Annotated in this window: 7 protein-coding genes and 2 pseudogenes; 4 read left to right on the plus strand and 5 right to left on the minus strand. The window is 61.2% G+C overall.

The window, feature by feature from the left end; all coding sequences use genetic code 11:
* Nucleotides 1-352: 352 nt before the first annotated feature.
* The 4 genes and pseudogenes from ACYQ6W_RS22290 to ACYQ6W_RS22305 all read right to left on the minus strand — a co-directional run bounded on the left by ACYQ6W_RS22290 (nt 353) and on the right by ACYQ6W_RS22305 (nt 3,065).
* Complete coding sequence (locus tag ACYQ6W_RS22290; RefSeq protein WP_459678455.1) at nt 353-604, minus strand: helix-turn-helix domain-containing protein; 252 nt, start codon at nt 602-604, stop codon at nt 353-355.
* Nucleotides 601-834: a helix-turn-helix domain-containing protein gene (locus tag ACYQ6W_RS22295; RefSeq protein ID WP_459678456.1), complete on the minus strand. Its 234-nt coding sequence runs from the start codon at nt 832-834 to the stop codon at nt 601-603. The genes ACYQ6W_RS22290 and ACYQ6W_RS22295 overlap by 4 nt, the downstream gene beginning before the upstream one ends.
* A gap of 89 nt (nt 835-923) precedes the next feature.
* Nucleotides 924-1,301, minus strand: a complete 378-nt coding sequence (locus tag ACYQ6W_RS22300) for a response regulator (RefSeq protein ID WP_459678457.1) — start codon at nt 1,299-1,301, stop codon at nt 924-926.
* A 595-nt stretch (nt 1,302-1,896) separates the two neighbouring features.
* A pseudogene (locus ACYQ6W_RS22305) lies at nt 1,897-3,065 on the minus strand (GGDEF domain-containing protein).
* 538 nt (nt 3,066-3,603) lie between these two features.
* Between ACYQ6W_RS22305 and ACYQ6W_RS22310 the strand changes: the two are divergent.
* On the plus strand, nt 3,604-4,287 hold the full coding sequence (locus ACYQ6W_RS22310) for an EthD domain-containing protein (protein WP_459678459.1): 684 nt from the start codon (nt 3,604-3,606) through the stop codon (nt 4,285-4,287).
* 338 nt (nt 4,288-4,625) lie between these two features.
* Nucleotides 4,626-4,832: a VOC family protein gene (locus ACYQ6W_RS22315; protein ID WP_459678460.1), complete on the plus strand. Its 207-nt coding sequence runs from the start codon at nt 4,626-4,628 to the stop codon at nt 4,830-4,832.
* A 36-nt stretch (nt 4,833-4,868) separates the two neighbouring features.
* On the opposite strand, the gene ACYQ6W_RS22320 is transcribed toward ACYQ6W_RS22315, so the two are convergent.
* Nucleotides 4,869-5,606, minus strand: a complete 738-nt coding sequence (locus ACYQ6W_RS22320; RefSeq protein ID WP_459678462.1) for an SDR family NAD(P)-dependent oxidoreductase — start codon at nt 5,604-5,606, stop codon at nt 4,869-4,871.
* Nucleotides 5,607-5,702: 96 nt separating this feature from the next.
* Between ACYQ6W_RS22320 and ACYQ6W_RS22325 the strand changes: the two genes are divergently transcribed.
* A complete protein-coding gene (locus ACYQ6W_RS22325; RefSeq protein ID WP_459678463.1) occupies nt 5,703-6,095 on the plus strand; it encodes a winged helix-turn-helix transcriptional regulator in 393 nt (130 codons plus the stop codon).
* 598 nt (nt 6,096-6,693) lie between these two features.
* Nucleotides 6,694-6,933, plus strand: a pseudogene (locus ACYQ6W_RS22330) (addiction module antidote protein); the annotation flags it as partial.
* Between the last annotated feature and the right edge of the window lie 159 nt (nt 6,934-7,092).

Consider the following 7,092-nt stretch of genomic DNA (forward strand, 5'->3'; position numbering starts at 1 on the left):
GAACCTCAGGGCTGAATTTGTTCGTCGTCTTGCTCGTCATAGCTCCACTCTACTTGGAAGTTGGAGCCTCCGGGAAACCCGGTGCGGTTCATTGGCCCGTTCCACCATCGGCCTTAGTAAAATGGCGATCTCAATGGGGAAAATTGATCCGGCCGCGGGAGCACCCACCACTACGCCCATTTTAAGGCTCGTCTCCTGGATGCGGTTGACTGCCGCCCGCTAGCGCATACGGGCTATGGTAATCAGGCGCTGCAGGCGCCCAGGGCGCTGAGGCTTGCTAATGTTGCGAGAGACCGAATTTGCGGATGCCGGGAACAAGCTCCTTCCAATTTCCCAACAGCATGCCTCGGAATTAAGCGAGATCCGCCGACCTCATGAGCTTCGCCCTGGGCTCACCTACGGCTTCGGACACGAAGGTCACTCCGGCCGCTTCAAGGGCGGCTTGGATGGCCGCGACGGTCGCCAGCGAGACAGTGGGATTTCCTTGTTCAAGGCGCACGACAGAGCCGGGCGTTACTTCCACCATGGCTGCCAAACGATCTCGGCTCCAGCCGAGAAGCGCGCGACCCGCACAAATCAGCAACGCGGCCTCGTCTGCGCTCATTCTTTCCTCAGCCTGAGACCGGCCCCTTGGCCGTCGTCGTCTATAAAAATGACTCCGGCCGCTTCTAGGGTGGACCGGATGGCGGCGAGGGTGCCAGCGTGAGGGCGGCGCCGGCCCACTTCAAAATCGGCGAGGGTGGAGATGGCGACCTGGGCTGAGCGCGCAAGCTCCTCCCGGGTCAACCGGAGCATCGCTCTCGCTCCAAGGCATTGTTCAGCAGACAGCGGCATATCAGCTCGTGCAGTTGACCAAGTCAGCCACCATAGTGGGGTTTGGCCTGAAACCAACGGCTGAACGGCGGCGGTCAGCCGTGCCTCAGCTACGTCGATTGCCCAAGAGACTTGCAACGCTCTTCCAGCGCTTTCTCCAATGCAGCCGCCCCAAACGGCTTCTTGAGGCAGAGTCGACAGCCCCAAGTCGGGGGCACCTCCTGCGCAGGCAGGCCGGACATGAGTATGATCGGCCAGCGCCTACGGTCGAATGCGGCGAGGGTGGGGTAGCAGGTCTCCCGTCCAAGATTCAAATCGAGAAGCCCTAGGTGCATCTCGTGGTCGTCCTCGGGAAGGTAGCGGAGCGCCTCCTCATTGGTTGAGAACCCTTGGACTTTCTTGTACCCCAGCTCATACAGCGCGTCGATGATAGACGTTCGGAGGACGTCATCATCTTCCAGAACAAGCACATTCAAAGTGCCATCCATCCGACCCACCCCACTGTGACAAACTGCGCGAAGCCTTAGCACGTAGCGTTCACACGCGCAGATTATCGCGGCATTACGAGGGCAATTGCAGCCACTTTCGTTTCGACTAACGAAAAATCAAGCGGAGCCTAGACGCTAGCAGATACAACGTTCGAGATGTCCAACTATAAGCTGCATGATCATGCAAAGGGCTGATGCCACCAGGCAGCAGAAAGTGCGTGATCGCCTCAAATAGGGCTGATGTTGATAGATCGCGAAGGATAGAGAGCCAGGACGCGGCGGCGCTCGTCGCCGGCTGTCTCGCCCCTGCATTGCAGCAAGAGCCCGCAACTCTGTCCGCGCCTTTCCTCATTTTAATCTTGTCGAGGGTTGTGAACTGGTCGGGCGCTGACAAAAGTATCGTTGTCCTGTTCGGCGAGGCCATAGATCGGATGGCTGGCTATCTCCGCCGCTGGACGCTTGTCGCCTGACTCCACAGGTGGCCTGAGGTCACACCCATGCGGCCTCAGGCCATCTCTCCAGCAGATGCTTTCCGGCTGCTTTCCTGGATTGAGGTTCGCCGCGTTCTCAAAGGCAGCAGAGCGGCCACTTCGTATCAGGCGCTGCTTCCAGGAGCAGAAGCAGCCGACTTGCTCGCAAAGGTGTAGCGGTTGCGACCCGCGCCCTTAGCTGAGTAGAGCGCCATGTCGGCTCGATGGAGCAGCTCATCAAGGGGCTCGTCAGGTAGGCGCGTGGCGATGCCAAAGCTCGCGGTTACGGATCTGCTTGGTGGGAGGCGAGCGTAGCGAAGCTGCTGGAGCACCTCCTGTAGAGCGATGATCTTCCCACTCACCGCCTCTGGCGTGGTGTTGGAGAACAGAAGGCAAAATTCCTACCGCCGAGGCGCCCTAAGGTGGCTTCTTCGAACAGGTTGGACAAAGTGCGTCCAAACGTGTGGATCATTTCGTCACCGGCAGCGTGACCAAAGCCATCGTTGATCGATTTGAAATGGTCAAGATCGCAGACAACCGCGACGACCGTCGGTGTCTTTGCGAGAAGTGCGGCGCCCCTGGCCATGAAGGCGCCTCGCGTCAAAACGCCGGACAGCGCATCTCGCTCAAGCGCTTGCCAATGCCGCTCCATCATGTCGGTCACGATGATTCCCATGAGCGAAATGCCGAGGCAAATGGAGAGGATGCTTCCTGCTGTTTGGGAGTAGAAGGCAAACGCACTGTGGATGTACGCCTTGACGCTCGGGCCTTGGCCTGACAGTCCGGACAGGGCGCCCTTCACGACGAACTGCACGGAGCACAGGGCGAAGACCGCCGCCAAGGCTGCATAGGAAAGACGCTGCCGGGCACGCGGCAGCAGGATGACGAAGCCAATTCCGAAGATGATCGCGAAGGGCAGTTGATAACCTAGTCCTTGTCCCCAGGTGCCGCGCCTGAGGTAGAAGACGACCGCCGAATTGAATATCGAACATGTCACCCACCAGGCCAGCACAGCACGCAAGATCCCGGGCCTCGCAAGATGCCGGGCAAGGCCTCCCATGATGAGCGCAGTGCCTAGAAGCAGCGAGGAAAACGAGAGCGTCGACGTCAGATGCGGCGACTGGATGGTGTTCGCACAAGCCTCGACGACGGTGGCCCCCGAGGCCGACAAGAAGCCCAAGGCGCACCACCGCCCTAGCGCGATTCCGGATTTCCACGAGAGGGCTAGAAACGCCGCCGCTAAGGAAACCCCAATCGAGAAGTTGATGGCAAGCAGGAAGGCGGCACTGTTCATCGAGCTGGGGCAGTGGAAGTTGCCGCGTTTCCTAACTCATCTGAGCTTTGGCTAGAAGATGCGCGCTCTGGAGGCCGGCCGGTCATCTACTTGAAGGCAGGGATCTTTAGCTCACCTTCGGTGCCGGAAGAGGGAAGGGGAGGCGGCGCGGTGCCCACGATGCCCGACATAAAGATGATTAGCCGTTTCCGGTGACCGAACTCGACGAAGGTCCGGTAGCAAGTCCCTCTTCCGAGGTGCACGTCCGGAAGTCCGATGTGCTGAGCACGGCGTGGGTAGGCGAGATATGGGAGCACCGGCTCGTTGCTAGAAAAGCTCCCCACCTTCTTGCACCCCAGTTCACGTAGCGAGTCGGCGATGGACCACCGAAGAAGCTCGTCGTCTTCCAGAACGAGAACGCATATGCCGCCAGTCATGACGATCGCCCTACGGGATGCGGTTTACTTGCATATACCTAGGCGAGGGTCGGTGCGTTCTTGCGCCCTAGTCTACTCTGTATATCTACACGGTCTCTCCGCAGCCAAGTCAGGAGCTTTCCGTGATCCGCTTCTTCTCTCTTCTCCCCCGCCACCCCGACATCGACCGCCAGCGTTTCCATGACCACTGGCGCCACCCGCACGGCACTCTGGGCCGCCAGATCCCGGGCATGCTCACATACGTTCAGGCGCACCAGTTCGACACCGACCGCCTGGGCCCAGGCCAGGACGAGTATGACGGTGTCGCCATGCCCTCGTTCGACTCTCCGAAGGATGCCGCCGCACTGGTCGACGAGCCCTTGTTCGTTGACAACATCCGCCCCGACGAGCCTTTGTTCCAGGACCTGCCGAGGGTCATCTTCTTCATCACGGAGGAAGAGGTAATCGTCTCGCGGCCTCCAATAGGCATCGGGGCCGCAGTTGATCGGCAGTGGGATGTGCTGGAGCGGCCGACCAGCATCCATCTCCTGCAGTTCGTGCACCTCGACGGCAATCCTGGCTGGGTGGGCGCCGCCGACGCCGAGCTCGGCCTGCGGATCGGTGCGCTGCGGCACGCAGTGAACAGGCCGAGCGCGGAGGTGCACAGCGACGGCGCACCGTTCCTAGGAGTGCGGCAGTTGTGGTGGCCCACCCTGACGGCGTTCCAGGACGGCGTGGACGCCGATCGGGCCACCTTCGACGAGCTCCTTGCCCAGGCCGGCCACGCCGTCACGATGCTGGCAATCTCGGAGCGATTCCTGCGCTGACGCGCAACAATCAGGTCCGGCTTGAGACAACCTCGACCAAGGCTCATTCCTCAAACAGCTACTCGGCGCTGAGCGCCGAGTAGCATCCGGGCACTTCAGATCCCGTCGACAGTCAGCATCATCAGATAGGCATCGTCATGATCCTAAAGACATACACTCGCATGTTCGCGCCCGACCTCGAATCCACCGTGGCAACCCTAAAGGCAGTCCACGGAACGGAGCCGCATCTCAGGCTCAACTACGATCCTCTGTTTCTCGTTGGGATTGGCGACGTGCTTGTAATCGGCGGAACGGAAAAGGCGCTGTAGCCGATCCGCGGGAGCTTCGGTCCCTGGATTGTGGAGGACATTAACGACGCCAGGGACAAGCTCCTCGCGAACGGCGCATCCGTGGTGCACGACATCAACGACATCCCGACCGGACGGATGATGTATATGAGGCATACGAACGGCAGCGTTGTCGAGTACGTCCAGTGGGCGCCCGATCTGGCCGAGCGGCACATTTTCGCACCGCTGCGCGCCGGGACGCCGGCCTCGCAGATCTGACGCGACGGCCGCGCACCGTCGTCCGCATGGCGTAGATCACACCTGCGTCATGCCGCCGTCGACCGGCAGCTCGGCCCCGGTGATGAAGCTGCTTTGATCGCTGCCGAGGAACAGTGCGGCCGAGGCCACTTCGTCGGCACGCGCCATGCGGCCGAGCGGAATTAGCTTCTTCAGCGCCTCACGCACCTCGCCGGCCACCGCCGCCATCATGTCGGTGTCGGTTGGCCCTGGTGCCACGACGTTGACGCGGATGTTTCGAGGCGCCAGCTCATTGGCCCAGGTCCGCGCGAATGAGCGCACTGCGGCCTTGGTCGCCTCGTAGACGCCATAACCCTTGGTACCGATCGCACCGGCGATGGAGCCCACCAACACGATCGAGCCACCATCGAGCATGATTGCCGTCGCAGTCTTTGCGGCGAACAGCAGCGCGCGCACGTTGAGGTCGAACGTCCGATCGAAATAATCCTCGCTGATGTCATCGAGCGTCGCGAACTCGGAGATGCCGGCATTGACGACGAGCACGTTCACCCGTCCCGTCTCGCTGCGCACCGCCTCGAAAAATGCGGCGAGCGCTGTCAGATCGGCAGCATCGACACGGCGCGCGCGTAGCCTGCCGGCTCCAAGCTCACCCTCACCCTCACCCTCACCCTCTTCGGCGCGGCGGCTGGTGGCGTAAACCGTGCCACCTTCCGCCGCGAACCGCTCTGCGATGGCGCCGCCCTTGCCACTATGACCACCAACCACGACCGCGATTTTTCCTGAAAGCCTGCTCATACGTCCTCACATCTTTGGCGATGACAATCAGGTATAGTTTCTATATCTAGATGCAAGAACGCACCGGGTGGTGCTTAGATACCAAGGCGTATACTCATGTCCGAAGACGTGCTTGAACTGCCGCTCGATGTCACCGCGACACGGCCTATCCTCGATCATATCGCCAACAAGTGGACGGTGCTGATTCTGAGCGTCCTCTGCACCCAGCCGGCGCGGTTCAATGATCTCAAGCGCCGTCTCGACGGCATCACCCACAAGGCCTTGTCGGAGGCATTGAAGCGTCTGGAGCGCAACGGCCTTGTCACTCGCAAGATTTTGCCGACGCAGCCGATCGGCGTCGAATACACAATCACCGATCTTGGCTGCTCGTTACGCGAACCCTTCGCCGCTCTCTACAACTGGTCGCTCGTCAACGGCTCCGCGCTCGAGAGAGCGCAGCGTGCATATGACACATCGAGAAGAAACGAAGGGTCGGAGGAGGCGGTTTAGCACCAGAGGCCATGCTGCCTGTTTCGCGCGCCGCTCGAAGCTTAAGCCCCTCATCGTGACGACAACCTTGCCACCCGCTGCGCCTTACTAGCCGAGTCACGAGGGTATCGTGCGGCAGCGCCTGCCACGACGGTGGTGCCGATGGTCTCGCCATCGGCACCACGGAGGGCACCGACTGCTCAAGTTGCGGCTTTCCGCGGCATTTTCTTGAGTGTGGAGAACAGGTTCTTGATCTGGTGAAAGTCAGCGCGATGGGGCGGGAGATAGAGCGCCTCGGCACCCCGCCGCCTGCAAACCCAGCGGGCTCCGTGACAGTTGGGCGGTAACCCGGCCTGCTCAGCACCCACTACTCGCGGACGGTTCCGGCCATCGTGTTGGGCGACATCGCTGACCTTCTGACGGCGCACACGGCAGAATGTCGAAACACGCTCTGTTCGCAACCGTCCTTGGCACGATGGAGGGATGAAGGACAGCAACCAAAGCAGATCCGCTACCGCTCGCGCCGATCGGGCCGCAAGGGACGCCGCTGCGCGGCCGCCGCCGTCGCGGGCGGTGCCCTTGCCCCCTCCGGCTTCGTGGTCGCTAAGACTCTGCCGACTATCTGAAGGCCGAAGAGGATATTGCTGCCTATCTTGAGGCCGCCGCAGAGGAAGGTGACGATCCTGCTTTCCTCGCTCGTGCGCTCGGCGTGGTTGCCAGAGCACGCAACATGAGTCAGCTCGCGCGCGAGACTGGTCTCAGCAAGGCCTTGTCCGGCGACGGAAATCCGACCCTCGGCACAGTGATGGAGGTCGCGAAGGCTTTCGGGTTACGCGTAGGATTTCGACCTGCGGCGTGACGACACAGTCTAATGATCCGCCGGGCGGGCCATTGGTTGGGAAGGAGCGGGATCGCCAGCTCTGTTAAGAGGCTGTTTGAAAATGGTTGTGGCGGCTCGGCGCGGTCTGATTCAAGCTTGGGATGTGGACCCAAGAGAGCCGAGGCCGGATGGCCGACA

This window comes from Acidisoma sp. 7E03 (assembly GCF_054665075.1).